Source organism: Streptomyces lasiicapitis, from assembly GCF_014646335.1.
GTDB classification, from domain to species: domain Bacteria; phylum Actinomycetota; class Actinomycetes; order Streptomycetales; family Streptomycetaceae; genus Streptomyces; species Streptomyces lasiicapitis.
This window is the reverse complement of record NZ_BMNG01000027.1, coordinates 22,853-49,567: the sequence shown is the minus strand read 5'-3', so window position 1 is coordinate 49,567 and position 26,715 is coordinate 22,853. Positions and strand designations below refer to the sequence as shown.

Annotated in this window: 18 protein-coding genes and 4 pseudogenes; 14 read left to right on the top strand and 8 right to left on the bottom strand. The window is 69.8% G+C overall.

Going from position 1 to position 26,715, the window contains the following annotated elements; all coding sequences use genetic code 11:
* Window positions 1-240 precede the first annotated feature (240 nt).
* A complete protein-coding gene (locus tag IEY91_RS39620; protein WP_189177644.1) occupies window positions 241-735 on the top strand; it encodes a hypothetical protein in 495 nt (164 codons plus the stop codon).
* A gap of 104 nt (window positions 736-839) precedes the next feature.
* The gene (locus IEY91_RS39615) at window positions 840-1,601 is read left to right on the top strand and encodes a MerR family transcriptional regulator (RefSeq protein ID WP_189177643.1); all 762 of its coding nucleotides are present in this window, start codon (window positions 840-842) and stop codon (window positions 1,599-1,601) included.
* A gap of 148 nt (window positions 1,602-1,749) precedes the next feature.
* Here the strand turns inward: IEY91_RS39615 and IEY91_RS39610 are convergent, their stop codons facing one another.
* Window positions 1,750-2,508 carry a DeoR/GlpR family DNA-binding transcription regulator gene (locus tag IEY91_RS39610; protein WP_164327274.1) on the bottom strand — a complete coding sequence of 253 codons (759 nt, stop codon included), beginning with the start codon at window positions 2,506-2,508 and terminating at the stop codon, window positions 1,750-1,752.
* 48 nt (window positions 2,509-2,556) lie between these two features.
* Between IEY91_RS39610 and IEY91_RS39605 the strand changes: the two genes are divergently transcribed.
* The 6 genes and pseudogenes from IEY91_RS39605 (at window position 2,557) to IEY91_RS39585 (ending at window position 8,164) form a co-directional block, all read left to right on the top strand.
* Entirely contained in the window at window positions 2,557-2,940 is a 384-nt protein-coding gene (locus tag IEY91_RS39605; protein WP_189177642.1) for a DUF4406 domain-containing protein, read from the top strand.
* Window positions 2,937-3,611 carry an NUDIX domain-containing protein gene (locus tag IEY91_RS39600; protein ID WP_189177641.1) on the top strand — a complete coding sequence of 225 codons (675 nt, stop codon included), beginning with the start codon at window positions 2,937-2,939 and terminating at the stop codon, window positions 3,609-3,611. The genes IEY91_RS39605 and IEY91_RS39600 overlap by 4 nt, the downstream gene beginning before the upstream one ends.
* Window positions 3,612-3,803: 192 nt before the next feature.
* A pseudogene (locus tag IEY91_RS42195) lies at window positions 3,804-3,956 on the top strand (metabolite traffic protein EboE); the annotation flags it as partial.
* 441 nt (window positions 3,957-4,397) lie between these two features.
* Window positions 4,398-5,186: a hypothetical protein gene (locus tag IEY91_RS39595; RefSeq protein ID WP_189177640.1), complete on the top strand. Its 789-nt coding sequence runs from the start codon at window positions 4,398-4,400 to the stop codon at window positions 5,184-5,186.
* Between the two features lie 73 nt (window positions 5,187-5,259).
* Window positions 5,260-5,883 (top strand): hypothetical protein, encoded by a 624-nt coding sequence (locus IEY91_RS39590; protein WP_189177639.1) that lies wholly within the window; start codon window positions 5,260-5,262, stop codon window positions 5,881-5,883.
* A 387-nt stretch (window positions 5,884-6,270) separates the two neighbouring features.
* Window positions 6,271-8,164: pseudogene (locus IEY91_RS39585) on the top strand (ATP-binding cassette domain-containing protein).
* A gap of 535 nt (window positions 8,165-8,699) precedes the next feature.
* Here IEY91_RS39585 and IEY91_RS39580 read toward each other — a convergent pair.
* Window positions 8,700-9,698 carry an RNA polymerase subunit sigma-70 gene (locus IEY91_RS39580; protein ID WP_189177638.1) on the bottom strand — a complete coding sequence of 333 codons (999 nt, stop codon included), beginning with the start codon at window positions 9,696-9,698 and terminating at the stop codon, window positions 8,700-8,702.
* Window positions 9,699-9,836: 138 nt separating this feature from the next.
* Between IEY91_RS39580 and IEY91_RS42730 the strand changes: the two genes are divergently transcribed.
* The 3 genes from IEY91_RS42730 to IEY91_RS39565 all read left to right on the top strand — a co-directional run bounded on the left by IEY91_RS42730 (window position 9,837) and on the right by IEY91_RS39565 (window position 12,149).
* Window positions 9,837-10,022: a hypothetical protein gene (locus IEY91_RS42730; protein WP_373288122.1), complete on the top strand. Its 186-nt coding sequence runs from the start codon at window positions 9,837-9,839 to the stop codon at window positions 10,020-10,022.
* 1,115 nt (window positions 10,023-11,137) lie between these two features.
* A complete protein-coding gene (locus IEY91_RS39570) occupies window positions 11,138-11,680 on the top strand; it encodes a DUF2637 domain-containing protein (RefSeq protein WP_229697680.1) in 543 nt (180 codons plus the stop codon).
* A gap of 259 nt (window positions 11,681-11,939) precedes the next feature.
* Window positions 11,940-12,149, top strand: a complete 210-nt coding sequence (locus IEY91_RS39565; protein ID WP_075032920.1) for a DUF6243 family protein — start codon at window positions 11,940-11,942, stop codon at window positions 12,147-12,149.
* Window positions 12,150-12,750: 601 nt separating this feature from the next.
* Here the strand turns inward: IEY91_RS39565 and IEY91_RS39560 are convergent.
* Genes IEY91_RS39560 through IEY91_RS39535 form a run of 6 tightly spaced genes read right to left on the bottom strand, consistent with a single transcriptional unit; the run spans window position 12,751 to window position 25,608 of the window.
* The gene (locus IEY91_RS39560; protein ID WP_189177637.1) at window positions 12,751-14,487 is read right to left on the bottom strand and encodes a hypothetical protein; all 1,737 of its coding nucleotides are present in this window, start codon (window positions 14,485-14,487) and stop codon (window positions 12,751-12,753) included.
* 46 nt (window positions 14,488-14,533) lie between these two features.
* Window positions 14,534-16,231 (bottom strand): hypothetical protein, encoded by a 1,698-nt coding sequence (locus IEY91_RS39555; RefSeq protein ID WP_189177636.1) that lies wholly within the window; start codon window positions 16,229-16,231, stop codon window positions 14,534-14,536.
* Window positions 16,231-17,121, bottom strand: a complete 891-nt coding sequence (locus tag IEY91_RS39550) for a hypothetical protein (protein WP_189177635.1) — start codon at window positions 17,119-17,121, stop codon at window positions 16,231-16,233. The genes IEY91_RS39555 and IEY91_RS39550 overlap by 1 nt, the downstream gene beginning before the upstream one ends.
* A 52-nt stretch (window positions 17,122-17,173) precedes the next feature.
* Window positions 17,174-20,599: a hypothetical protein gene (locus tag IEY91_RS39545; RefSeq protein ID WP_189177634.1), complete on the bottom strand. Its 3,426-nt coding sequence runs from the start codon at window positions 20,597-20,599 to the stop codon at window positions 17,174-17,176.
* Window positions 20,600-20,602: 3 nt separating this feature from the next.
* Window positions 20,603-22,789 (bottom strand): hypothetical protein, encoded by a 2,187-nt coding sequence (locus IEY91_RS39540; protein ID WP_189177633.1) that lies wholly within the window; start codon window positions 22,787-22,789, stop codon window positions 20,603-20,605.
* Complete coding sequence (locus IEY91_RS39535) at window positions 22,789-25,608, bottom strand: DUF6603 domain-containing protein (RefSeq protein ID WP_189177632.1); 2,820 nt, start codon at window positions 25,606-25,608, stop codon at window positions 22,789-22,791. Before IEY91_RS39535 ends, IEY91_RS39540 begins: the two co-directional genes overlap by 1 nt.
* A 285-nt stretch (window positions 25,609-25,893) precedes the next feature.
* On the opposite strand from IEY91_RS39535, the pseudogene IEY91_RS42790 reads away from it, so the two are divergent.
* The 3 genes and pseudogenes from IEY91_RS42790 to IEY91_RS39525 form a co-directional block, all read left to right on the top strand.
* Window positions 25,894-26,004: pseudogene (locus IEY91_RS42790) on the top strand (IS630 family transposase); the annotation flags it as partial.
* Between the two features lie 4 nt (window positions 26,005-26,008).
* A pseudogene (locus IEY91_RS39530) lies at window positions 26,009-26,434 on the top strand (transposase); the annotation flags it as partial.
* A 13-nt stretch (window positions 26,435-26,447) separates the two neighbouring features.
* Entirely contained in the window at window positions 26,448-26,675 is a 228-nt protein-coding gene (locus IEY91_RS39525) for a hypothetical protein (protein WP_189177631.1), read from the top strand.
* The last annotated feature ends 40 nt before the right edge of the window (window positions 26,676-26,715 follow it).

The window sequence follows — 26,715 nt, the reverse complement described above, 5'->3', positions numbered from 1 at the left end:
GGGCGCGTATCGCGCTCGCCGACGATCGGATCCGATGCGGGAGATCTCGATCAGCCTCCACCGATGGCAACGCCGCGACTGCAGAGCGACCTTCGGCCCGTGGCAGGCCGGGCGGTGTCCCGCATGCGTCCGGCGTCAGAGAATCCGCTGGTCAGCAGCCTCGCCATCCCTCAAACTCGGATGTGTGCGAAGGGCTTTCGGTGATCAGCGCAGGGAACCCGTGACCGGAGAAGAGGAACGATGATGGCCCACCTGCGACTCTCCTGGGTCCTGTCCGGACATGGCTGGGCCGACTGCGTCGTCAGCGACCACCAGGCAGAAGCCGAAGTCACGGCCTCCTATATCACCGCTGCCCCCGAAGATCTCTTGACGGCAGTAACACGCCTGATCGTCGGCGAGACCGAGTGTCGAGCACAGTTCGAGGCCGAGCCCACCGCCTTCCGATGGATCTTCTACCGGGAAGGCACCAACGTGTGGATCCGCCTACTGGAGCTGGCCCACGGCAGTGACCACGACAACACTGGGACCGAGATCTGGTCCACCCAGCAGAACATCGACGTCGTTGCCCGAGCCGTGATCCGTTGCTTCGACGAGGTCGCGAAGGAGTATGGCGAGAGCGCATACCGTGGCAAGTGGGGTGAGCACTTCCCTCGTACCGAGCTCGAAGCCCTCAGGACCGCGTGGCGCGAACATCGAAGCGACTGGGCGGCCTCTTCGACACCGTCGAACCCGTGAAGTTTCGACAGCGCCGGGCTTGAGGCTGCCGCAGCGGAAGCCTCTACCGTCCTGAGCAGGGCCGGAGATTCCGGCCCGGTGAAGTGCGTGTGAGGGAGGCGGCGATGGCCTGGCCGATCGCGGAGGTCGCCCGGATGTCGGGTGTGACCGCCCGGACACTACGGCACTACGACGACATCGGCCTGCTGCCGCCGGCCTGGAGCGGGGCCAACGGCCACCGTTACTACGAGGAGCGCCAACTGCTGCGGCTGCAGCAGGTTCTCGTGCTGCGGGCGCTGGGCCTGGGACTGCCTGAGATAGGCCGGATCCTGGCCGCGCAGGTCGACGAACTGGAGGCCCTGCGGGGCCATCACCGTCGGCTGCTCGCCGAGCGCGACCGGCTGGATGCCCTGGCCTGCATCGTCGCCCGCACGATCACCGAACTGGAACAGTCCAGGAAGGACGGCACAGACATGATCAGTATCAGCCGGCCGGAGAACCTGTTCGAGGGCATCCGGCCTGTCCAGTGCATGAAGGTCCTGCGCGGTTTCCCGGAGCTGGTCGGGGCCGTCGAGCGGCGTACCGCGGCGTTGAGCAAGGCCGAGATCGAGGCCGACGAGCGCGAGCGCACGACGCAGATGGTCCGGCTGGGGGAGCTGTTGGCCACCGGCCTGCCCGCCGACGCCGACGTGGTGCAGGTCGAGATCGACGCCCAGTACCGGACGTTGGCCCAGAGCCGGGCAGCCACCGCCGAGGAGTACCGCGCGATCGGGCGTTGCTGCGTGGAGAACGAACACTGGCGCGCGGTGTACGAGTCGATCGCGCCGGGTCTGGCCGCGTACCAGCAGGCCGCCATCGAGGCGTACGCCGCAACTCGGCTGCGCTGAGCCGGGACCGGGCCGCCGCAACGGGGGGTGCGGCGGCTCGGCCGGGGCGGAGCCACTCGCCAGTTCCGCCGACAAAGGGTCCACAACTGTCGAGGAACGCCTACCTCCGCCCAGCGACGCTGCCGCGATCCCGTCTTCGGCTCACAACTCAGCCGGCTACCACGACCGTTACGCCGAGCGCCTTGAGCTCCTCGACGACCGTGTCGTCGGGATCGGCATCGGTGATCAGTCCGCTGACCTTCTCCCACGGCAGGACGCGGAACTGCGAGGCCGTGCCGATCTTCTCGGACGAGGCAAGGATGTAGGTGTCCGCGGCCCGCGCGGACAGGGCGCGCTTCATCGCCGCTTCCTCGGCGTCCCCCGTGGTCAGTCCGGCCTCGGGGTGCACGCCGGTGACACCGAGCAGGCAGAGGTCGGCGGAGACGTTCTGCGCGGCTTCGACCGCGGCGGCACCGCACGTGACCGCCGAGTGCTTGAAGACGCGGCCCCCGAGCAGGAAGAGCTCCGCCTGCGGATGGTCGAGCAGCGCTGCGGCGATCGTCGGACTGTGGGTGATCACGGTGCAGACAAGACCCTTCGGGAGCGCGCGGGCGACGGCGAGGGCGGTGGTGCCACCGTCGAGAATCAGCGAGCCTCCCGGCTGCACCAGCCCGACGGCTGCCGAGGCAACCTTCCGCTTGCCGTCCGGAGCCACCGCCTGCCGGGCGTCGTAGTCCACCACCGCCGGGGACACGGGCAGCGCGCCGCCGTAGACCCGCTGACACAGCCCCTCGGCGGCGAGATCACGCAGATCGCGCCGCACGCTGTCCTCGGAGATCCCCAGCTCGGCGGCGACGTCCTTGGCCACGACCTTTCCCGTGCGGGTGAGTAGATCTAGCAGGTACTCACGTCGTTCAGCGGCCAGCATTCACGTTCCTTCCTGGTGCTGCACGTTTCTGCATGTATCTTAACAGTCGTGACCGACAAACCCATGCTCATCCTGATCGCGGGCCCCTACCGCTCCGGCACCGACGGCGATCCGCGGGCGCTGGCCGCCAATCTCGCCCGCCTGGAAACCGCCGCCTGGCCCGTCTTCGCGGCCGGCCATCTCCCCGTGATCGGGGAGTGGATCGCCCTGCCCGTCCTGCGCTCGGCCGGCGCGGGTCCCACCGACCCCCTCGCCGACCAGGTGCTCTACCCGACCGCCGACCGCCTGCTCGCCCACTGCGACGCCGTGCTGCGCCTGCCCGGCGACTCCGTCGGCGCCGACCAGGACGTCGCCACCGCCCGCCGCCGCGGCCTGCCCGTCTACCACGACGTGGCCGAGATCCCCCGCCGCACCCCGCAGGAGACCGCGTGACCGGCCGCCCGGGCATCGACACCCCCGACCATCGCGGACGCACCGGCCTCGACCAGGCCGGACGCGACCTCGACCGCAACCCCGACGTCCGGGTGCGCGACGTCGCACTCACCTCCCAGGGCTGGCACGTCCTGCGCCGCACCACCTTCGACTACCGCCGCCGCGACGGACGGTGGGAAACCCAGCAGCGCGAGACCTACGACCGCGGCAACGGCGCCGTCGTCCTGCCCTACGACACCGCACGCGGACGCGTCCTGCTCACCCGCCAGTTCCGCTACCCCGCCTACGCGAACGACCACCCCGACGGCATGCTCATCGAGGCCGCGGCAGGACTGCTCGACGCGGACGACCCGTACACCGCGATCCGCCGCGAGAGCGCCGAGGAACTCGGCGTCACCCTCGGCCCCCTCACCCACATCCTTGACGCCTACATGAGCCCCGGCTCCGTCACCGAGCGCCTCCACTTCTTCGCCGCCCCCTACACCCCGGCCGACCGGACCGGCCCTGGCGGCGGACTCGAGGAAGACGGCGAGGACATCGAGGTCCTCGAACTCCCTTACACCGAGGCCCTCGCCATGACCCGCAACGGCCGCATCACCGACGCCAAGACCATCCTGCTCCTGCAATGGGCGGCCCTGAACGGTCCCTTCGCCCGGCAGCAGAACCTGTGAAAGCGGCGTCCCGTACACGGGCCGGCCCGTACCGTCCGGCGGACGTGACTCGAAGATCAGTCGCTACCTCGAAGCCAGAACGGCGTGGATGGCACTGGCCGTCGCCACCACTTGCATAGCGGGCGTGGCAGGTACGGCCGCAAGCCGGGACCAAGGACGCGACAACCCCGGGGTGGAGGCTGCCGACGAACGCTGACACACCGCCTGGAGGTTGAGACCTATACGTGGCAGGCGCTCCCGCCCGACCTGCAACCCTTCGACGATGCCGGCCTCATCAACGGCATCGCGGCCGAACTCGCTGTCGTTCAGGTTCTGTTGACGGACCTCAGCCTGAAGGAACTGCCATGGCACCTCCCGCTCCGGGCGGGCCGCTGTGGAAACTCCATGGTTGGACGGAGCGCCCGCGCGACCCAGTGTCTGCGCAGGCGCCCCGAGTGCTGGCACTTACAAAGAGTGCAGAGGACGCTGTCCGTCCCGTCGCGTTGTCAATTCGTGATCTGTGCGGGAGTGCAAGAGAAAAACGCGATACGCGCTTGGACTTTTATCGCGACCACAATTTCCTCGAAGGGCGTTGACAGCGGCCTTCTATTCCCCGACTATCCCAGCAAGCCGGTTCAACTGTTCGCCCGAGTTGGCATATTGGTCCACCAGCGCGTGCGGGAGTCAGCTCACCATAATTCTCCTGTGTGATTCCCGCTTTGAGCAGTGCGGGTGTACGCCAACGAAACCCGCACGCAGAGATCCCCCCACAGAGAAGTACTCCCCCCACAGAGAAGAGGCACAAGCATGGGAGCGGTGCGAAACCTCGGGAACTTCGCCCTGGTCGCGGCGGTAGCCGGGCTGGTGATGGCGACACCCCACTCGGCGTCCGCGGCAGTCGGCGGCGGAAACGTATCGATCGGCTGGTCGATCCCGAACACCCCGTCATCGGGGCTGTCAAACATCACCTTCCCCATCACCGTGAATCAGGCGACGGCCCACAAGAGTGGAATCTACTTCGCCCAGCAGTTCGGCTTCACCAACGCCAAGGATGTCGGCTACACCGGCCTGCAGCCGAGGGCGAACAGTGGTGGCAAGGAGCGCCTTTCGGCCCGTTTCTCCACCTTCGTCGCGGGTGCGTCCACGAACGACGCGAACTGCCATGTGGGGGCCGACGGCGGACCCGGGGTCACCTGCGCCGTCGACTTCGACGCGGTCTACGGCCACCGCTACGACATCAAGGTCGAGCGGACCGGGGCCGACACCTGGACCGGCACGGCGAGGGACACGGTCACCGGTGCCGAGACCCATCTGGGCAGGTACACGCTGCCGAGCGGGAGCGGCAATCTCCGGGGCTCCCAGGGAGGGTTCGTCGAGTACTACGCCGGGATTCCCAGCTGCGCGGAAATGCCCAGGTCCGACGCGGTCTTCGGAGGGCCGACGAGCACCGACGCCGGCGGCCTGAAGGGCACGTCCAGGGCGAACTACGAGTACAGCGACTGCGTCGGCCAGTCCAACTACCGCGCCGAGGACGACGGGGCGGGCACACACGTGACCCGCGGCTTCGTCTCCAGCGCCGCGTCGGCCCGTCGCTAGGTCGGCCGTCTGACGCCCGGCACTTTTCCGCGGAGCCGGCACCAGGAACGGTGGCGGAGCGGATCCTGGAACGGTGGAGGCCGGGCGCAGAGGGCGCCCGGCCTCTGATTTTGCGCCGCCCGGGGCATCGCACAGCGGCGGCATCACCTGGCTTCCGGTCGGCAGCGACGGCGGCGGTGCCGACCAGACGCTCCTGTCCCATGAGTTCGGGCACAACTTCGGCTATCCGCACCAGACACGGATCCCTTGCCCCGGCACCGACCTCGCCGACTGCGAAGAGTCCAAGGGCGCCAACAGCCGCCAGACGCCGATGGGAGGTGGCACCGTATCGGTGGGCCTCACGGCGCCCGAACTGCTCCACTCCAAATGGCTGTCGGACGAGGAGGCGGTGACGGTCGAGAAGTCCGCCACCTACACACTGAATTCCCTCTACGGAGGGCAGGACGGCGTACGCGCGCTGGACATCCCCATCGGTGAGGACCGCCTGGTCGTGGAGTACCGCCACACGTCCGGCACCCTCGACAAGCGCCTCCAGGGCGTCCACACCTATCGCATCCCGGGGAACAACTACGAGGGGGCGACCATGGTCGACATGAGCCGACGTGGACGCCGCCGCCGACTTCGACCTTGCCCGCGACCGGCGCCGACTCCAACCGCACGACCCCGCTCGCGCTCGGAGGCGCCGTCCTCCTCGTAGCCGCGCCCCACCGGCGTGCGTAACGCTCGGGTTCGATGCGAGCCGAGGCCAGGCCCGTCACGTGGGACTCCCGTCGGACCTCCAGGAGTTCGAGCATCCGAGGATCGGGAGAGAGGTCCGCGACGGCTGAACAGTCACTGGTGGCCAGTGAAGTGATCTGACTCTCAACCTCATTCGTCGCACGCGTCTCAGGCTTCGGCGATTCGGCCAATCTCGGCCGACGCGTATTCCCCGCGACTCAAGGGTCGGTGGGGCACGCACTCGTTGTTTTTCGCTCCACCTTGCGGATTCACCCCCGTCCGAAAGACGTGTGTTCGAACTCGCCGCTCACGTCGTTGACCGGGCTGACGCCACCAAGCCCACAACGACCGTGCAAGGGGAGATCAGTTGACCTCAGCAGATACTCACGACCGACAGGCCGCCACCCCTCCGCTGCCGCCCCCCGCTGAGATCACCTACTCGGGGCAGTACTCCGTGAACCCGCTCGGTGAGGTTTCCTTCGGCAGGCTGTGTGCTCAGCTCCCCAGGGTCTTGCGTCGTATCGCCAGGATGTCGTGGCGCATCGATCGCCATGCCGTACTGCTGATCCTGACCTGCCAGTTGCTCACCGGCCTGGCCGCCGCGGTCCTGCTCACCGCGACCGCCCGCGCCATGGGCCCGATCCTGAGCGGCGGCTCCGTCTCAGATCGGCTGCATCAGGCTCTGCCCGCGCTCGCTCCTCGTCGTGGCCGGCGCGAGCTCCGTCGCCCGCATCGCAGGTGCTTTGGCGACGTACGCCGAACGTCGGATCACGCCCAGGCTGACGACGGAAACGGACACCGCTCTGGTGGAAGCTGTCTGTCGCGTCGAGGCTGCGGCGTACGCCGTCGACGGCTTCGCCGACCGCCAAGAGGCCGCTGAGATGGGGGTGATCCGCACGCACGTGATGGTCACCGATGCCCAGCGCTTCATGTCCGCCCTGGTCCGCATGGTGACGGCCAGCGGCGTGCTGTCGGTACTGAGCCCGCTGATGCTGCCCTTGTTGCTGCTTGCGGTGCTCCCCGCCGGTGTGGGTGCGGTGCTCAGTGCCCGCGTGGACTACCAGATCCACTACGCGAACATCGCCGATCGCAACGTGCGCGGCATGATGCGGTGGTGGTCGACGACCCCGAAGTACGGGGACGAGGTCCGCGCCAACGGCATGACCGACTACCTCCTGTTCTGGTACCGCTCGCTGTCGGACCGCTGCGACAAACGCACTCTGTCCGCCGCACCACAGACCCTCCGCATCGCCCTCCTCTCCTCTCTCGTGAGCGGCCTGTTCCTCGTTGCGACCTGGGCCGCCCTCGCCTGGCTGGCGGTGACGGGACGGATCGCACTCGCCGTCGCCGCCACCGCTGTGGTCGCCGTCCAAACGACGCTGGCCGCCCTGTCCGGGGTCGTCATGAACGGCGCCGCCGTGTTCCACACCAGCCTCTACCTCAGCGACATGCAGGCCTTCTTCGACGACGCCGCTGCCCGCGCACCCAAACGAGGTGACGTTGCCCTGCACGCCCCCGTGGACGAGATCCGTTTGGACGAGGTCGTCTACCAGTACCCCGGCAAGGGCAAACCCGCCGTTGACGGCGTCTCGCTGACCCTGCGCCGCGGGGAGATCCTCGCCATCGTCGGAGTCAACGGCTCCGGCAAGTCGACGCTCACCCGTCTGATCACCGGCATCTACCTCGCCGACAAAGGGCGCGTGACCTGGAACGGAACAGACCTCGCCCAAGTCGCCCCCGCCACCGTCTGGAAGCACACGGGACTGGTTCCACAGATCTTCGCGCAGTGGCCGTTGCGGGTCCGCGAGAACGTCACCCTGGGCCAACCGCGCAGCTTCGACGACCAGCCGGTGTGGGAGGCGGTCGACGCGGTCGGGATGCGGGAGGCGATCGAGGAACTACCGAGCGGCCTCGACACCCTCCTCGCCCGAGAGGTGTTCGGCGGGGCCGAACTGTCGGGTGGCCAATGGCAGCGACTGGCTTGCTCCAGGGCCCTGTACCGCCGTCCTTCCCTGCTGATCCTGGACGAGCCCACATCCCAGATGGACCCGCGAGGCGAGCACGGAATCTTCGAGCAGATCAAGGGGATCGCGGCCGACCGCATCACGATCGTGGTCACGCACCGGCTGGAGAACACCAAGGTCGCCGACCACGTCGTGGTCATGGACGAGGGCCGCATCAGCGAACAGGGCCGGTACGACGACCTGGTCCACGCAGGCGGCACCTTCGCGGAACTTCTGGCGCTTTCGCAGGACCGGTAGCTGGCCCTTCAGGGTAGGGGCGAGACAGCCAATCCACCCGTGCTCCAGCCGTTGCTTCGTCACGGCCCAGTGCGGGTGTGCACCGCGAATCCGGGACGTGCCAGGGCTCGGCCAGGGTGAACGCGAGCGGGGTACCCGGAGCGCTCGCGCACGCCCTTGCGCCGTGCGTTTGTCCCGTTGCGGGATCGTCAGTCGGTCCGGGTGCGGAGGCTCCGCGTCAGGGTGGGGATCTGTTCATGTCGTTCCTCCCTCACTCGGCAACTCGCGTACGGGTGCGTCGAATGGCATGCGACGGTCCTGGCCCTGAGGGGTGACGACGCGCACCCTCGCCGTGCCACGGCCCGGGTTCCGCAGAGCGCGGACACCGGTGCCGCGGAGCCAGAACCCGGCGCCGCGTCCGAGGACCGGCCCGGGCTCGCCGTCGCGTAGCTCCAACTGCACCCGTCCGCGGGTGACGACGCCGAACGCGTCGCGCCATTCCGCCGCGACCACTGCGACACGCGCGCCACCGCGCAGCGCGAGCGTCCACACCGGACTACTCCGTGCCGTCGGCCGGCAGGCGTTCCGGCAGCCCGAGCCGCGGGAACTGGTCGTCGTGGAACGTGATGATCTCGGTGATCGCCCCGCCGGTGACGCGCAGGACGTCGATCGTCAGCGGCAGGTACGCGCCCTCCCGCTGCTGCCAGAGGTAGAAGGCGACGGCGGGCTGCCGGTTGACGGAGGTGAGGACGGGGCGCAGGCCCTTCATGCCCTCGAAGCCGCTCTCGACCCAGTCGTTCACCACGGCGTCGCGGCCGACGTACAGCCCCAGCGTGGGCGGCATCGAGCAGCGGACGTCGTCCCGCAGCATCGCAGTGAGCGCAGGGATGTCCGTGGCCACGCTGGCTTCGGTATAGCGGCGCACCAGCTCGCGCGTCCCGGCGTCCTCCTCGCCGCCGGTCCAGTCCTGCCGCTCGGCGGGCAGATGCTCCCGCATGCCGGCGCGCGCCCGCTGCAGCGCGCTGTTCACGGAGTTGACGGAGTCCCCGAGGAGCTGCGCGACGTCCTTCGCAGGCCAGCCGAGCACGTCCCGCAGGATCAGCACGGCCCGCGGGCGCGGCGCGAGGTGCTGGACCGCGACCAGGTACGCCAGCTCGATCGTCTCCCGCGCGACGGCGACGGCCTCCGGCTCGTCCGCGTCGCCCGCGGGCAGCTCGTCGAGCAGCCGGTCCGGATAGGGCTGCAGCCACAGCACCTCGCCGCCGGTCGCGGGCTCCGGGCGGCGTCTGGCGAGCAGGTCCAGGCAGGCGTTGGTGGCGATCCGGTACAGCCAGGCCCGGAACGTCGACCGCCCCTCGAAGGTCTCCCGCCGCCGCCAGGCACGCAGGAACGTCTCCTGCACGGTGTCCTCGGCGTCCTCGAACGACCCGAGCATCCGGTAACAGTGCACATGCAGCTCCCGCCGGTGCCGCTCCGCCAGCCCCGCGAACGCCGGCTCGTCGACCTCGCCAAGACCGCTCACGCCCAGCTCCTCCAGCCACGTCTCCGCACTCATCACGTCATCCTTCCGTCTCGTGGTGTCCCGTCGTAGGTGTGACGGATGGGGGCGCGAAAACTCATCACCAGGGCCGGTCGGCATGGCTGAGCTCTCTCATCCTTGGTGGGTCGGGTTTCGACGTGCTGGAGGACGAGGATGGCTCGCACCATTGCGGTCGTCCGGGACGGGTTGCAACGCAGCGTGGTCAGGATTTTCCAGATCTTGAGGGCGGCGACGGCGCGTTCGCCGCGGCAGCGGCATCGCGCCCTGTACACCGCTGCCATTGCCAGCCAGCATGCGGTGGAAGACCAGCCAAAGCCGAAGCCGCCGGTCGTGTCCTGACGTTCCCCGAAATGCGCTCCGACCGACTGCTGAAGCAACTACACAACGAGGAGCACCGCACCACGACCGGTGCCGGCGGAGGAGGAAGCGGTGACCACACCCAGCACGCATACCGATGTGGTGGTCCGCACGTACGGGCCCGGCACTCGCGTGCGATACCCAACGGCGATCTCTGGCCCGGCACCGTGGCCACACCGGCGCGGTTTTCGCTCCTGTCGACGCGAGACATGGCAGCGCCTCCTCCATAAGCCTGCGGACGTCGTGAGGCCGCCAGGAGACACGCGGGTCGCCAAGGAAAGACCAGCCGGCAGTGAAGGGGGACCGTCGACCGGCTGCCGTGGCACCTAAAGGCGGGGCCGGCAGCGGACCGACGTCGGCCGGTTTCGGCTACGCGGGTCACGGTGTCGGGACGAGCGCGTAGTAGGCCTTGACCAGCGTCATTAGTAGGACGCTAAGGCGTCACGGATGGCCCCGTGGGCGATGTGTGGGGCGAGGCCGGTGCCACGCCTTGCCACCGGCCTGTCGAAAAATCGGCGAGATTCCGGCCTTTTGTAGTGAGAGGTACTTCGGCAGGACGACGAGAAGGACCACACATGCTGCGTTCCCATCTCGCCGCGAACGGCCGGTGGCCCACCCTGCGGCAGGTGCGAGCCGTTGATGCGGTCATCGTGCGCCGCTCGCATCCTTCTGGGACGACGCCCATGTGCACGGCGCACCTGCACGAGGTTCATCGTGGGGCAGGCAGGGGTCCGAGTCACCGGCTTGTCCGAGGTGCCTGACGTGATGCGTAGGGCTGCCGTGGGGTCCGCTCGCGGACTGCGGTATCCCGGAACCGACGGGCAGGCGGTCTCACAACGGACTTCCCAGAACTATCCGGAGTCCGACGAGACCCCGATCGACGGCATCGAAGGCACGGTCGCGACGAAGGCAGTCGCGAGCCGAAGACGGCAACGACTGCGAGTTGAGCCGGAGGGCATGGCGCAGCAGCCCGTCATCGAAGCGGACGTGTGCTCTTTGGCGTGGGGGAGGGCGGGGTGGTGAGGCGGTCCGAAGCGCGGCGTCGGGTCGACCTGGAGGGGTGGATTCGACGCACCGGAGCCTTGGCCGTGTCAGGGGTGGCCGCGTACGCCTCGTATGTGCACCAGCGAGAGTTCGCCGGGCAAGGCGGGGCGGACCGGACCAGTGCCATGCTGTGGCCGTTGTCGGTGGACGGCTTGCTGCTGCTGGCCACGGTGGGATTTCTGAAACGGCCGCCGGCGCATGACCGGCGCTCGCGGCATGTCGTACGGCTGGCGTTCTTTCTGGGGATCGCCGTGTCGTTGGCGGCCAACGTGGCGGCGGCGCCTTCCCTGGCGTGGCAGCCGGTGCTGGTGGCCGGCTGGCCGCCGGTGGCTCTCCTGCTCGCGGTGGAATTGCTTGCTGACCGTCCCGGTGAGCCCGCGGCGGGTACTGCCGCAGAGTCATCTATGCATGACGGGGCGGATGTTGATGACCCGCTGCTGGCACGAGCCCGGCAAGTGGACGCCCAGCACTGGCAGGTGTACCAGCGGCCCGTGTCTGCTGAGTCGCTGCGCAAGGAACTGCACATCGGGGCGGGCCGCTCGCGGCAGTTGGTGGCCACGATCCGCGCGAACCACAACGGGCACGCCTGTGGTTGAGTACCAGTGCCCGGCGTGCAGTCCATGGTCGGCGGCACCCTGGCTCGGCCGGCCGGCCGGCCGGCCGGCCGCGGCGGCGACGGCGTGCCGCCCTGGTGTGCGGGGCCGACGGAATCGGGTAACGTCTTGGTCATGTTCTCCCAGACACCGATTTACGAGTGAGGGCGTAATGGGCTCCTGCTGACGTCCTGAGACGTCACCGCGCCCTTCCCTCCACCGATGAATCCGTAGATCACTTCACATCTTCCCGGGAGAACCCGTGAGCAAGAACATCAACAACCCCGTGGGCATGGGCGGCGGCCAGCGCAAGAAGCTGTCCCGCGCCGAGCGGCAGAACAACGGTCCGCACCGCAACCTCGACCGCCAGGGTGCCGCCGACCAGAAGGCGGAGCTGGTGCGCAAGATGCGCGAGAAGGTAGGCGCGGCCGAGGGCGCCGGGCAGACGAGCGACGACACCGCACAGAGCTGACGCACCGCTGCTGTAGGGCGGCATCGCATGAGGCAGGGCCCGGACCGCGACGCGCAGTCCGGGTCCTGCTGTCGTACCGGGCGCGGCCGGTCCCGCACTCCACGCCCGAGCTGCAGATGGCTACAGTCAGCCCTCCGCATCCTGAGCAAGATCAGCGACGGAGCTGAAGTGCGCCGTACCGTCGACATCCTTCCTCTCCTGGGCATGTGTATCTTCTGCATGACTCCCAGCAGCAGATCATGCGCGAGTACCGCCAGCTCAGAAGCTGGGAGTCAAGTGGGGTTCTCTACCGCGTCGCTCCCCGCCCCGGCGGTTGACGGCACACCGGCGGTCCGTCGGTGGTCACCGCTGATGGGACGTTCCGACCGACGGGAGGGTTCGGTGCGTGCACGTCGCCGATCTCGGCGACCCGGGCGTTGAACAGGGATTCTTCGCGGACCTGAGCATGTACGGCGCCGAACTCGAACTTGAGGTGTCTGAGCCCGACCCGGTAACCGATACGGTCACTGGCTCTACGACGCTCACCGAGGACGTGGTGGTCACCTCGTGCCGCAGGCAGGGGAGAGTGCAGCAGCGGGCTCGTGTGACGGCACCGGTGCGGTCAGGGTGGACATGCGCCTGCCCTGCCGACCGCGATCAGACGGTCGCCGTACCAGGTCAGTGCCGGGGTCTCCAGAGTGCGGTACTCGTCCACGAGGGCGGTCGACAGTCCGGATGGGCCGCCTGAGGTCCGTAGGTGCAATACGCCCTCGGAGTCGGGGTACAGCGCGTACAGCGTCGGTCCCGCGGTCGCGAGCCGTACGTCGTGCGCGGCCTTCATGTTCACTTTCTGCGTGTTCCAATTGAGTTGACCCGTATCGGCCTTGTGGCGCCACCGTGTCCATACCGCGCCGCCAAGGCTGCGGAAGTAATACAGATGGTTCTCGCCCTGGAGGACGAGTTCGGGGGAGCCGACCACGGGGATGAAGGGGTTCATGTGGAACTCCCGCCACTGCTGGGCTTCCTGCCGGTAGATGGCAACGCCCGGCACAGTGGAGACCACGATGCGCATCGCCGCGTACAGGGCGGTGCCGTCCCAGCAGAAGGAGACCGCCCCGCCGGAGGGGGCGGGCATCGCCGAAGGCGTGCCCCACGAGGTGCCGTTGCCGCTGGTCACGGTCTGCTGCTCGCCGTCCGGCGTCTGGAACGCGCAGACCAGCCCGGTGCTGGCGCTGGCCAGGGCGACCGGTGCCGGGGCCGCCCGGCCGGGGGACTGGGGCATGGTCCGCCAGGTGCTGCCGTCGTACTGCGCCCACGTCAACTGCTCGTCGGCGTACGGCCGGAAGACCAGGTGGAGCTTGCCGCCGTGCACCAAGAGCGCGGGCGGCGAGGCGGCGGGTCCGAACGGTAGCCGGACCGGCTCGCTCCAGCGGCGCTGCCGCGGGTCGAAGCGCCGCATGGACAGCTCCGGCCGGTGCGTGACCGTAGTGGCGGTGAAGGCCGGCGCGGTGAAGGTGGGGGCCGCCAGCCGGTCGGTCACGATGCTCCGCGTCACGGTCAGGGACGTGGTGACGACGTCCGGCACGTCGACGGTCACCCACACCGAACGCACCGCCTCCACTTCTCCGGAGGCGGACGTGGACGTGCCGCTCAGGTGGAAGACGGTGTCGCGGGTGATGTTGTGGGCGGTGTAGCTGTCCTGACCGGTGACCAGGATGTCCGCCTTGCCGTAGCGCAGCCGGAAGCTGCCGCCCGCCGCCTGCCAGGTGAGCGTGACGCTGCCGCCGTACCCGATGCGGGCAGGGGCCGCGCGCAGCACGCCCAGGCTGAAGGAGGGCGGGAACTTCGGAACCGGCAGGTCGACGGTCTCCTCGTTCCAGGAGTCCTCGCCGGTCTCTCCAGGGGACCGCCAGCGCACGCTCACCGTCAGCAGCGCGCGTCCCACGGTGCGGTTGACGGGGACCTTGGACAGCGACAGCGCGAGGCCGTTCTCCTTGCCGATCTGCACCGCTCCGCCGGGCGGGGTGAACGTCACCCGGCCCGACTCGGCGATGGCGGTGTTCCAGCCGGGCCGGTCGGTGGACGCCGTCATCCCGGCCGTCCCGGAGGCCAGCGCGGTGGCCCCGTCGCCGACGGGAACGGAGACGGTGACGGGGCCGCACTCGATCGGGCGGGAGGCGCGGCGGGTGAGGACGATGGCCAGGTCCGCCGGGCGGTAGGGGCCGGAGTCCGGGGACACCGGGAGCGGGAAGGGCGTGGTCGAGTGGGTGTATTGCAGTTCCACGCCGACGTTCGGCGCGGCGCCGTCCGGGACCCGTTCGCCCGGTACGGTGGCGGGAGTTGCGGTGTCGCTGGTCACGACGGGTCTCCTTCTCGGCGGGCCCCGGATCGGGGGCGGGCATGGTTCACACCAGCCACAGGGCACCCCGGAACGCCATCAGTGCCGGGTCGTGGGTGTACGTCCGGCTGGTGAGTGGCGGGCGGCTGGTCCATGTCGTGCCGTCGTAACCGTGCAGTTGGATGTGGCCGGAGGTGTCGCGGTAGGCGCAGTACAGCGTGCTGCCCAGGGTCACCAGTGAGGGCGGCCCGGCGGGCGTCGGCCCGGACAGTGTCGGGCCCGCCACCCACCGCGCGGCGAGCAGCGTCGGGTCGGAGTCGTCGTAGACGACTTGGTGGCCCCCGCCGGATCGGTACACGCAGACGGTGACGCTGCCGAGCACCCCGAGCGCCGGGGCCCCGTTGGCCGCCGCGCCCGGCAACCGCTGTGGCGTGGTCCATGTGGTGAAACGGTGGAGCCAGTACAGCGGGGCCTTGGCCGTGCTGTCGGTGACGGCGAGGAACCTCCGGTCACCGTTGTGGACCAGGGCGGGGCGGAACTGGGTCGTCCCACTGCCCGGAACCGGTTCGGGAACACCCCACGCGTGGTAACCGGCCTTGCGGATCTGCACCGTTCCGCCACCGTCGCGGTATGCGCACCAGAGGGAGTCCCTCTCGTACGCGAGGCACGGATCGGCGCCCGGGCCGAAGGGGGCCTCTACACGTACCCAGGCGTAGGCGTCGAAGGTGGACCACACCAACTCGGCGCTGCCCAGCGGCTGGTGGACCAGTTCGACGCGCTGGCCGAACACGGGTGCCACCGCCGCCGCGGGATTGCCGGCCGGCAGTGCGGAGCGGGAGAAGAGGAGGGGTTCCCACGTGTTCCCGGAGGCATCACTGACCATGTCCACAAGGGCGGGCAGCCGTTGCGGGACGACGAGCGGGGCGCCGGTGGAGGCCGACCCGATCCCCTGTGCCTGCAAGGTTCCGTGGACGATCACCCGGCCCACCGACAATTCGGGGTCGGGCACGTGCACCATCACGCTGAGGGTGCGCTCCACGCTGCCCGCGCCGTCCTGGGCGACCGCCCGCAGATGGAAGTAGGTCGTCTGCTTCAGGTCGGGGACGGTGACGGAGGTCTGCCCGGTCACCGGGTGGGGCTCACCGTCGTAGTACAGCGACAGCGCGGTGGCGGCGCTCGCGTCCCAGCTCAGGGTGACCGAGCCACCGCGCGGAACGCTCAAGGGCTCGGCGGCGAGCGACCGCAGGTGAAACCCGAGCGGGAACTTGCCGGTCTCCAGGCGGGTGACCTGCTCCTGCCAGCTGGTGGTGCCGAGCGGGCGCCACGAGGCGCTGATGTCCACCTGGCTGACGCCGACGCGCTGATTGACCGGGAGGCCCATCACTTGGAAGGTCACGCCGGTTTCGGATCTGAACTCGGCCTGCGCGGGCGCTCCGGACCCGGGGGCGAAGGTGACGGTCCCGGCCGCCGCGTTCACCGTGCCCGTCCAGCCCGCCAGGCTGATCGTCCCGGTGACTCCGGTCATGCTCGAGCACAGGTCGCCCCCGCCGGGCCCGACTTTCAGCGTGACCGTGAACGACCGGCACTCGACGGGCGCCGGGGAGGCCAGGGAGGCCACCACGATCAGGTCCCCCGTGGCGGGGTCACCTTCCGACGGGGAGACGCGGAGCGGGTCCGGCGTGACGGCGAGGTCGAAGGCGAGCGGATCGGTGTCGGCGGTGGTCCTGCCCGCAGGCGGGGCCAGCATCTGTCGTACGAGTGACATTACGCCTCCTCGGCGACGGGGAGCTGTGCGACGGTCTCCGGCGGCAGCTGTCCCGGCTGGGTCGCGGTGGCCTCCGTGGACGGCGGCACGATCCGGATCCGCTCCAGGGTGCGGCTCTCCAGCCGGTCGGCCCGGACGGCTCCCGTGACCACCAGGTTGTTCACCTCGATGTCCGGGTCGCCGACGCCGACGATCGTGCCCAGGGTCTGCTCGGCCGACCCGTGGCTCCCGCGCAGATAGAACACGGTGGTGCGGCGCATGTCGGACACCGTGAACTCGCTGCGGCCGGTGACGTCGTACTGCGCGTCCTCGTACATCAGATGGAGTGTCGCGTCGGCGGACGCCTGCCAGCGCAGTTCGACGTCCTCGCCGTTGTTCACCTCGGCGTGCGAGGAGGTGAAGTCCCGGAGGTAGAAGCCGGGCGGGAACTTGCCGATCTCGAAGATGGTCCGGCCGGTGCCGGATTCGTTGTTCCAGTGCGCGGTGACGGTCACCTGGGAGGAGCCGATTGCCTGGTTGACGGGGATGCGGTCGAGCCTGACGGTCAGGCTCGCGCCGGGGTCCACCATCTCGCCGCCGGAGGAGTGGAGGAAGGAGAAGGTGGACTGCTGCACCCCGACATAGGTCCAGCCGGAGCGGTCGACGGACACCTCCACACCGTCGAGCGAGGACGCGAAGTGCGGTGAGTCGGCGCCCTTCAGGATTTTCACGGTGACCTTGTTGAGGGTGATCTTCTCCTCGCCGGTCACCGAGCCGACGACGGTGACCCCGGCGTACTCGGCATCGCCCGTGCCGGGCGATACCCGTACCACTTCGGGGGTCGTACGCAACGTGAAGGCCACGCGGCTCTCGGCGGCGCGTGGCGCGCCCGCCGGGATGTACTCGGTCATGATGACGCTCCTCGACAGGGGACGGCGTACGGGAGGGAACCGGCGACGTGCGTCAGCCCTCGGCGTCGCGGCTCGCCCCCGCCGCGTCGTCCAGTACGACGAATCCGCTGCGGATCCGGGGCCCGACCCCCTGGGGCCACACCGCCGGATCCTGCGCCGACATCGGCGAACGGGACCACGTGTCGCCGTGGCGCTGGGCCCACGACCAGATGCCGGTGGCCGACGCCGGATGCGGGGCCAGCACGGTGTCCGGCCCGGAGGTCCCCGGCTCGACGGGGGCGAGCAGCGGGCCCGCGCGGAAGGCCACCGCCATGGCCTCGACGGCTGCGTCCGTGAACTGCTGCGGTATGAACACCTCACCCACCGGCAGGATCTCGGTCGTGGCGTGCACCGCGGCCCGCGCGTCAAGGAGCAGCGTCACCTGTGCCCGGGGTCCGTCGAAGGACAGCTTCAGCCGCTCGCCCGGGCCGATCCATCGCAGATAGTCGTCCCTGCCGGTCTTCAGGACGGTCTCCAGGTGGTCGTAGTCGTTGCCGAGCACATATCCGATGAGACCGTCGTCCAGCTGGGCCGCCTCGCCGAGACGAACGCGCCACCGGTAGCGGCCCAGTTCCGGTTCCGGCTGCTCGAAGATGGTCTTCCAGTGCACGTCCCTGCGGGCGGGCCCGCACATCTCCAGGCCCAGTTCGGCCCGTACCAGGGCCAGGGGGCGTCCGAAGAAGTAGGCAAGGCCCGCGTCGTCCGGGCCGTCCGGATCGATTCCGGCGAGCGCGGTGTCCAGGTGCCGGCGCAGCGCGTCGAAACCGAACGGTCCCTGCCGGATCACCCCGGCGAGGAAGCCGTGGGCGTGCGGGGAGAGGTCCGCGAGTGCGGCGAAGTTCGGGACGGGGGAGCCCGGCAGCGGATTCCAGTCGACCTCCTGCTGTCCGCTCGCGCCGACGACGACCCGGATGTCACCGAGCGCCGCGCCTTCGGGCCCGTAGCAGGCGATGGACCGGTCGAGCCGGTTGTGGATCAGCCAGGCGCACACCGGGTTGGCCCCGGCGGTGACGTCGACCTCCTGGCCGGTCCTGCCGTCCACGAAGTGGAAGGCGAGCCGACCCGGCTGGAGCAGCCTCGGGCCCAGTTGCGCGAACCGGTCCTGCTCGATGTCTCCGACCTCCTCGTCCGGCACGAACGTCGTCGGCCGGGCGTAGTCGAAGTGGCGGGAGTTGTCGATGAGGTTGACCGCCCTGCCGAACCGGTCGACGACCGCGAGGCGGGTGAACTCCAGCTGCCCGGAGCGCAGCTCCTGGAAGTCGCTGTCCTCCCAGTCCTCCCAATCCTCTTCCGGAAAGTTGCCCGGCCGCGGGATGCCCTGGTCGCCGTCTGCGATCAGCGCGCCGAGAGGCCCGTCGGGCCGCAGCCCCGCCCCGATGATCCGCTGGCTGATCTGTGCGGAGAGCCCGTCGAGGCGCTGCGAGAGCTCGTCGGTGTAACGGAGCAGGGAACCCAGAGAGCGGATCATGTCCTGATCCAGGTCCGTGCGGCTGTCCGCGTATGCGTCGAGGCGGCCCTTCAGCTGGTGCCCGCTGGTGGGGGTGAGGATCTGCCGGCCGGATGCGGGGATGCGGTGGGTGAGAGTCCCGTTGCCCGTCCACCGGTAGCGGTCGCCGTCGAAGCGCCAGTTCTCGGTGCCGTCCGGTTCCTGGAACGGGATGGCCACGTAATTGGCGGACCACGTCAGGTACAGCGGCTGCCAGGGCTGGACCCATCCGTCGGCGCCGTACTCGGGCAGCGCGCCCTGGGCCTGCGCCAGATCCAGGCCCTGGGCGTGGGCCCGGTCCAGGATGAAGAACTCCGCCAGCAACCGCGGCACAAGAGCAGGCAGTCCCGCCGTGTTGACCTGGGCGACGTCCCCGGCCACCGTCAGGTCGGTCACCGGCCCGACCGCTGTGACCAGGCGTTCCTCGGTGCGGCAGGGCAGGGCGGAGTGCCGTGTCAGGGGCGCGTGGAGGTTGGCGCCGCGCAGCAGGACGACCGGGTCACTGGACTCCTCGTACGGGGCCAGGGGGACGCGCTGCAGGACGCGGGCCGCTCGCATGCCGTGGTCGGCGGCGTAGCGCGATGCCTGCGTGCGCAGTTCTTCCTGGTCCATCGACCAGGGCAGTTCGGCGCGCAGGGCGGTGACCTGGGACGTCAGCTCAGCGACCCGTTGGGCCGGCGATCGCGCCACCTCGAGGTCCAGTTTGCTGTCGATCTCGTCGATGAAGAAGCCCGGCTTCTCGTGCCGCTTGTTCAGCGCCCAGAGGTGGAAGAGGTACTCCTGCGCACTCCGCAACGTCCGTTCGAGGGTGTCCAGGTCCCGCTGCCTGGCGTTGAGTCCGGCGAGGACCTCGGCTTCGGCGCTGCGTTCGCGAGCCGCCTCGGCGGCGGAGAGAGCGGGCAGGGCATCGGGGTCGCCGCGGTCCACCACGCGCCAGGCGAAACCGCCCGGCACCGGGCCGAAGCCGGAGCGGTGCGCGGCCCGCGCCGGGAACAGGGCTCCGTCGGTGCGGTCGAGCTGCTCCAGGCAGCCCAGGGCGAACGCCTCGAACAGCCGCGCTTCGTCGGCGTGCAGCGCGCCGGTGCCGCCGTATTGTTCCTCCACGGCGGCGGACGCTTCGGCGGTGGAGTTGCCGATACCGACGACCACCTCGTCGGGGCGGGGGTTGGCCGAGGCGGGCACGGGCCCGTTCGGCTGCCAGTCGACACCGAGCACGCTGCCCGCGTACAGCGAGCGTCGGGGGGCGCCGTAGCCGGGCGGCAGCATCCACTCCAGCTCGTCCATGAGGTCCTGGAACCTGCCCTTGCCGTGCAGGGCGTCGGAGCCCTCCTGCGCGTACCAGCCGATCACCCGGTAGCTGACCCGGGCGTCTTCAGCGACGTCCTCCAACGGGTCGTGGATGGAGAACACATTGGTGTTGTAGGGCTGGTAGGCGGAGAAGCTCAGCAGGCCGGGGCCGAGCGCGGTGAGGAAGGGCTCGCGCCGCTCCGTGGGCTCCTGCCAGGGCGAGGAGGCCGTGAGTTCGTGCTTGCGGCCGAGCTTGGTGGGGGTGGCCGTGTCGGCGTGCGGGTCGAGGCAGGAGACGGTACCGGTGGCACCGATGTGGTCGCTCTCGACCAGCCAGCTGCGGATGCCGCCGTCCCAGCGGCGGGTCACCAGCCAGCGGTTGGGGACGAGCGGGAAGTCACCGATCCCGTCATCCGTCTCCCGCCCGTTCGTCAGAGCGGATGGGAGCTGCCACATCACGTAGACGCCGAGTCGCTCCGGGTGGTCCCGCCAGTTCTCCAGGCTGTCGAACGGCTTGGGTTCCGGGGGGTCGTTGTGTGAGCCGAAGGTGGCGAATGTGGCCTGCCAACGGTGCATGACATACGAGCCGTCGGTGTCGCGGACTTGGCGGTTCACCGCGAACGCGGCGACCTCGACGGGCACCACCAGGGTGTCGTTCAGGGCCATGGGTTACAGCGTCCCTTCGGTGGACTCGGCCGATTCCTGCGGATCCGGGGTGAACTCCTGGAGCAGGGGCGCTTTCACCAGCTGGAGGGCGAACTGTGCCGAGGAGAGTTCTCCTACGGACAGGGCGGCGGCCAGGGCCGGGGCGAGCCGGTGCTCGATGTCGAGGACGTCGTATCCGACGTCGTGTTCGTCGGGCCGCAGGAACTGCCCGTACCCGCTGCCGTCCGCGGGAAAGTCGCCGAGCGCCTTCCCCACCGGCCGGACGATGGACCGCAGTTCGGTGGTGTGGTTGAAGCTCAGTCCGAAGTGCAGGCCCTGGGGAGGCTCGCCGATCGCGAATCGGTCGATCACCTGCTCGTACAGCAGCATGCGCAGGTCCTCGCCGAGGTCGCGCACCTGGAGGGGCGCGATCGCGCCGTTCTGGGCGAATGCGGTGAGCTGGAGGTCGGGCCAGTTGGTCAGGAGCTCGGAGCGGAGCACCACTCCGGAGGAGAACTGCGGCATCGACCGCAGATCACCTGCCAGGTCGTTGAGGTCGGCGTCCAGGGCGTGCCCCTCGCCGACGCTCAGTGCCCCGTCGATTGCCGCCCGGATCCAGCCGGCGTCGACGTGGAAGAACCGCAGCGACTCCGGCGGCAGTTGCTGCTCGTCCGGGATGAGGTACCCGAGCGGCACCATCTCCAGGCGGGCCAGCCGGGTCAGCCACGCGTGGACCGGTTCCAGCTCGGACCGGATCGCCGCCGAGAGCACCGACCGGGTCGAGGTGTCGGTGATGACGGTACGCAACTGGTTCACGTCGACGGGGGCGGGCGCCGGTGTGCGCGGCACGGGCCGCCTGCCCCCGGCCCTGACCTCGGCACCCGGCCGGGCGAGCGCGGCGGCCAGCGGTCCGTCGTCGCCCAGCAGCCGGTCGAAGGCGCTTCGTGCGACGGGGGTGTTGATCCCTGTGGCGGCATCCCGTTCACCGAGCGCGGCCAGCTGCGGGAAGGCCACCAGCCTGCGGGCCGCCCGTCGCGCCGACTTGCGGAACGCCAGGAGCGCGCTGCGGAATCCGGCGTCGGCCAGGGCGAGTCCGCGGCCCAGGCTGAACGCGACGGCGTAGCCGGTGTCGTAGGCGCCGAGATCCTCCACGTACACCAGGGCCTCGCCCGCCGACTCCAGGCGGACGCCCGTGCCCTGCGGCAGCGGATGGGCGGGGGCGGCGGTCAGCGGACCCCGGTAGAAGCCGACGGTCGGCTCTCCCGACTCCAGGTCCTGCGGCAGTACGGTGCCGCCCTGGCGCAGCAGGTCCAGCGCGAGCGGCACGTCGGAGGTGGCGGGCAGCCCGGGGTGGCGGAGCACCGGTTCCGGGTCTTTGGCGAGGTTCTGGGCGAGCTCGCCGAAGCCGAGCTTCTTGTCGTCGATTGAGGTGAACGCCCAGGAGTGCAGCGACACCAGCCGCAGTCCGTCGGCGGGTGGCGGGGTCGTGCCGTCGAGGTAGTCCTCGAAGCCGTCGAGGGAGACGAGGTGGGCGACGTGCAGGCCCGAGGCGTCCGGGAAGCGGTTGGACACCACGACCGCCTTGAGGTCCCACTCGTTGGGCGGCGGGTCCTCCCCGACCCGGCGTGCGGCGTCCGGCGGGCCGCCTTCACGGATGTGCGCGAGCATGCCCAGTTCGTACGTGGTGGGGCACAGGGCAGTGAAGAGCGGCCCCGGCACCCGGATACTGGCGACCGTCAGCTCTTGCTCGTCGTCGTACAGGGGCGGATCGAATGTCGGTGGGCGGCCCTCCCCGGCCCGGCCCGCCGCGAAGTCGGCGGCCGTGGAGACCGTCACCTGGCCCACGGCCTGTGGGTCCTCGGGCAGCTCACCCGGGCGGAAGACCAGCAGCGCCAGCCAGGGGGTGCCCTCCCTGGTACCGCGCAGCATGTGCATCCAGGGGAACCCCGGCCGCTTGAGGGTGATGTGCGGCAGCAGGGTGTCGTACTCTCCCTCCGCTCCGGGCAGCGGGTAGCAGGCGGCGACGTCTCCCGGCAGCAGCTGGAAGCGCGGCTGACGCACCTCGAAGACCTGCTCGAGGTCCGGCAGGAGTTCGTCGCCGACCTTGTCGGAGCCGGTGACGGTGTGGTCGACGGTGACGGTGTGCCGTCCCGAGTACAGCGAAGGCAGCCGGTGGTCGAAGAACCGGGTGCGGTGTCCGGGGCCGGCCATCAGTTGTCTCCCTCAAGGGCGTTCGGGGTGCTGGTGGAGCGGGCGGCGCCTGCGGGCACGAGCAGTGGTTCGGCGGTGAAGTAGCCGGTCACGTCCTGGGCATAGCCGGGAAGTTCACTCTTGGCACCCCCGGTGTCCAGCTTCAGCGCACCCATCAGCGCGTGCACCTTGGTGCGGGCGGCGCGCGCGGTGGCGGTGTCCATGGTGTCGGCGATCCGCCCGATGACCCCGCCGGGGCGGGTCGGCTCCGGCACCAGGGGCGCATCGGCGCTACTGAGCGGCGCCTTGCCCTGCGGGTAGACGGGGTCGAACTTGAAGGTGTCCTCGCCGATGTAGCCGGTGGAGTGTCCGTACTCGACGTCGGGCGAGGTAAGGGTGACGCCGGTGAGATGCTTCTCCTGCCCGCTGCCGTGCTCGGGGTCGCCGTGCTCGTCCCACAGCTGCGGCGGCAGGGCGGTGTACTGCGGCGCCGCTTTCCAGCGGGCCAGATCGACCGTCTCGCCCTCCAGGGTCACCCGGACGCGCTGGACGGTGGTGAGGCCGGTCACCCGCATCGGGTGGATGCCGAAGCCCGGCCCTGTGAAGACCACGTCCTCGGCCGTGGCGTCGAGTTCGATCCGGCTGAGCGGCACCTGCGTGTCGGTGCCGAAGGTGAACCCGGTCGCCTTCACCAGCCAGTCGCCCTCGTGCGGGTTGTCCGGGCTGCCCTCGCTGATCAGGCCGTCGCCAGGCCGCAGCCGGGCGCGGGCTCCTGCCTGGGGCAGCATCGTGCGGGTGGCGGGCCAGTCCAGGGTCTTGTCCCCCTGGCCGCGCGCGGAATGGCCGAAGTTGATGGTGAAGGAGATGAACCACACCTTCACCCGGGCCTCGCCCCCGGTCGGCGGACCCCAGATCCGCAGCGACACGCCGACCTCGATGCGTACGGTGATCCGGACGAAGAGCACCTTGACCGAGCCCTCGACGCCGATCGACAGCGACAGGCCGACATCGAAGTAGAACGGCTTCCATTCGATGAGGGCGTCGACCTTGGCGGTGCACCACGCCTTGATGATCCCCGCCTTGTAGCGCACATCGAGGCTGCCGCCCGCCATCGCGGCGCGCGGGGTGAGCGCGAAGTAGGCGTTGCCGGAAACGGTGACCTTGCCGCCGAGCGACCAGTCGAAGCCGATCCTGGGCAGCCGCGGATAGTGCGCGGGGGCCTGGTAGCTGTCGTGGTAGCCGCCCGCACTGAAGACGAAGTCCCCGCGGTTGGGGTGGTTTCCGTACCAGACCATCAGACCGACGCCGCCGCGCAGCTTGCAGTCCTCGTCGATGAGGAACGAACTGGGGTTGAGGGAGGTGCCGACGGTCAGCTCACCGGCGTTCGGCTTGACGACGAGTTGCAGCCCGGCCTCGATCCGGGCGTACTTCTTGTCGCCGCTCTTGGGGAACGACGTCCCGGCCGTGCCCAGCAGCCCGATGGTGAGGTCCGCTCCGGTCTGGAGCAGCGCCATCGCGGTGCCGTCGATCAGCTCGCCGATGGTGAAGGCCAGGCCCGCGGTCATCCACAGCGCGCCCTGCTGGGGCGTGATCCACGGGTTGGCGCCGCCGGTCAGGGTGTTGAGGATCTCTACCGGGTTGGTGTCGTCCCCGCCGATGGCGGAGGGGTCGTGGAGCGCCTGGAGGAACGGGAAGGTCGCCAGGTCGCCGAGTCCCGGTGTGCGCAGGTGGCTGTTCCAGCCGAAGCCGGCCGCGACGCCGGTGAGCCGGAACGCCGGGATCCCCAGCCCCGGTTCGGCGCCGAGCGAGGCGAAGGCGAAGAAGGAGGGCTGGGTGCCGGCGTCCTGCGGGAAGACCACCGCCCCTGTGCCCATGCCGTACAGGCCGCGACTGCCCGGGGTTCCGCCCCCGAGAGCGAAGGTCAGCAGGCCGCCTACCACTGCGCGGTACGGGGACTGGGCGGGCTGTACCTGCAGCGCCCCCTTCACCGACAACGGGCTTTTGTCGTAGACGACTTCGATGCCGTGATGACCGTCCAGCGGCCCGCCCGGGATGAAACTGACGCCCGGGCCGCCAAGCTTCGGCGCGTTGAGCACCACGAAGCCGTCCTTGGTGGGCACGGCACGGGTTCGCCGCGACAGCCCCGGATAGGCGTGCTGCGCGTACGGGACTTGGGCGGCGGCCGTCTTCGGGCGGCCAAGACCGTCCGTGCGGCCGGAGCCGTCAGGGGCCACGAGCTGCGGAGCGCTGACCGGGACCACGATCCCGCCGGGCAGCACGAGCCACACGCCGACAGGCAGCACTCCCGTCAACGGAAGGCCCAGGGAGGCCACTTGCTGCGCGGTCAACTCATCGCGGGTTGCCAGAACATGCCCCCCGGAGGCAGGTACCACGAGCACTCGCGTGCCGTCCCGCTCCAGGATGCCGCCGTCCCCGGCAAGACCGCCCAACGAGAGCGCGAACCTGTCGCCGCGCCCCTGGAAGGTCAACCCCGTCACCGGCGGCGTGGGCAACGTGGGCAGTTCGTACCCGTACAGCCGGGCAATCTCGTCGACGTGGACACCGGCGCCGGGCAGCGACAGCGTCAGGGCTGCCCCGGCGACCTTTCCCTCCTCGCAAGTGAACTCGGCGTCCAGCGACGCGGGTTCGGCGCCGAAGGCGATCGGCGCCCTCCCTCGCAGTCGCAGATCCGCGGCACCCGCGTCATCGCGCAGCAACCGCAGCGTGCCGTCAGGGAAGAGCGGGACCGCGCCGCTGGTGGGCGCCGACTCGGCAAGTGGGAGGGCGATTGAATCGGCGTCGGCGCTTTCCAGCGCCTTGCGCAGATCACTTTCATGCATGATGACGGATCTCCTCGCACGTGGCCGATGAGCCAGATCACGGATCCCCGAGCCGGGGAGAGCCCCGGCAGCCGCGACGTGAGCCTAGGCAACCACTGAACCGAGAAGAAGGACGCGAACCGGACAATGGTGATTACGTCCAGTGTCCGAAAGAACACCCTCAGCTTCAGCTGGCCGGCATGTGGTGCACAGGTGCAACTCAAATCTCTAGGCGACCTTGAGGGGAAACGCGAAAAATGCCCGGTGCTCAGCGCCAGTACCGCGAGCTAGGCGAAGGTGCGCGCTGAAGGCGTGTGGTCACTGCCGCGGCGCGGCCCACTGGCCAACACCGCCTTCACCGGCGACGACCACCTCGAACGCACCCTCCGCCGAGGACTCCGCCACATCCAAACCCGAGCAGCGTCTGGCGGAGTTGATCAGCACGCACTACCCCCGCCTGGTCGAGGCTGTCGGAATCGGGCCCCACAGCGCGGCAGCGCTGTTGACGGCCTTGGGCGACAACAGCGATCGCATGCGCGGTGAGGCGCCGTTCGCCGCGTTGTGCGGGGCAAGCCCGGTTGAATACTCCTCGGGCAGCCGGCAACACCGCCGCCTCAACCGCGGCGGCCACCGGCAGGCGAACGCGGCGCTCCATCGCATTGTGCTGTCCCGATTGCGCTGGGATCCGCGTACGCAGGCGTACTACGAGCGGAGGACGGCCGAAGGAAAGACCCGGCGCGAGATCATCCGCTGTTTGAAGCGGTACGTCTCGCGCGCGATCTACCGGCTGATCGCCTCCAGTCGTCAGGAGATCGTGAGCGGGTCCAGCCGCCGACTCGCCCCGTAGGATGCTGCACTCGGTGGACGAGCCGTCGGCGGAGCGCTTCTTAAGCGGCCCGGAGGCTGGAGAGCCCGGTGGCTACCGCACGCGGGTGCTCGCCCGGGACTCGCCCTTGCGCTTCGTCCTGGCGTACAACCCGACATCGATGTCGGCGACGGCGGACAGGGTGGAGCGAGTCGTCGCCGCGCTGCCGCTCGGCGGCGCGCGATCGTCGTGGCAGGCAGGTGAGCCCGGTTTTCGGCGCTGAGGCGGAAACGCGGCGGGCCCCGGCAGGGGCGTGTTGCCTG